The organism is Streptomyces sp. S6, from assembly GCF_054880855.1.
Genome location: NZ_JBTYMC010000669.1, coordinates 1 through 1,126 on the forward strand (window position 1 = coordinate 1; position 1,126 = coordinate 1,126).

Sequence of the window (1,126 nt, forward strand, 5' to 3'; positions counted from 1 at the left end):
CCCGCCTCGACCGCGGCCCCTCTCCCCCCGCAGACCCCGGCCGCCGCCACCTCCCCGACGGCCAAGGCCGAGAAGGCGGTCGCGTTCGCCCGCGCGCAGATCGGCAAGCCCTGTGTGTGGGGCGCGAAGGGACCCGGTTCGTACGACAACGCGGGGCTCACGCAGGCCGCGTGGACCGCGGCGGGCGTCCCGCTCCCCCGGAACGCCGCCGAACAGGCCCAGTACGGCACGGTGGTGGACGTCACGACGCTCCAACCCGGTGACCTGGTCTTCTTCTTCGACGGCCTGAACCACACCGGCGTCTACACGGGTAACGGCATGATGATCCACGCCCCGGGCCCCGGCGCGTTCGTCCGTGAGGAGTCGATCTTCCACGCGGGCGAGACGGCCTTGCGCGGTGCGGTCCGTCCGGCGTGAGGGTGACACGCGTCAGAAGCTGACCGGCGATTCAGGAGGGACGACCACACCGCCCCTCCGGCCGTCAGGCGGCCGAGAAGAGGTCAGGGCGGGGAATCACCACCCGGACCACCCCGGAGGCCGCGAGAGGGCCGTGCAGAGCCCCTGAGGCGGGGAACAGCCGACGCCGGACTCCTGTCAAGGACGCACAGGTCCCCGGACAAGGCGGCAGAGCCGGGCCGACGCCGACATACCTTCAGGCACCCCACGCCCGGCCCGGGTCCGCCCCCTCCCTCACCCCTCCCGAGCCCCCGCGATCGCCAGCACCGTCGCCGCCGCCCCCGTCCCGAGGACGGCCCCGGCGATGACGTCGCCCGGGTAGTGCACCCCGGTGTGCACGCGCGAGTAGCCGACCGCGCAGGCGAGCAGCCCGAGGGGGACGGTCGTCACGGGCAGGGCAGTACTCACCGCGGCGGCGAAGGCGACGGCCGAGGCGGTGTGGCCCGAGGGGAAGGACGCCGAGTCGGGCATCGGGACATGGCGGCCGGGGAACGGCGAGTCCTCCGCGCGGTGCGGACGCGGGCGGCGTACGAGCTTCTTGCCCGCGAGGTTGGCCGTGGCGCGGCGACATCGCCAAGTACCTTGAGGAGCGACCGTGGTGAACGGTTTCGCGGGGTTGCCCGGCGGCGTCGGTCTGTCCCGCCTGTGCGTGTACGACTGGCCCGCCGCC

The 1,126-nt window shown here is 74.0% G+C and carries 2 protein-coding genes; one reads left to right on the forward strand and one right to left on the reverse strand.

Features of this window, described 5'->3' with window-relative positions:
• A partial coding sequence (locus ACVNF4_RS36295) for a C40 family peptidase (protein WP_461807073.1) occupies window positions 1-417 on the forward strand: 417 nt, incomplete at its 5' end.
• Between the two features lie 273 nt (window positions 418-690).
• Here ACVNF4_RS36295 and ACVNF4_RS36300 read toward each other — a convergent pair.
• A partial coding sequence (locus ACVNF4_RS36300; protein ID WP_461807074.1) for a phosphatase PAP2 family protein occupies window positions 691-1,126 on the reverse strand: 436 nt, incomplete at its 5' end.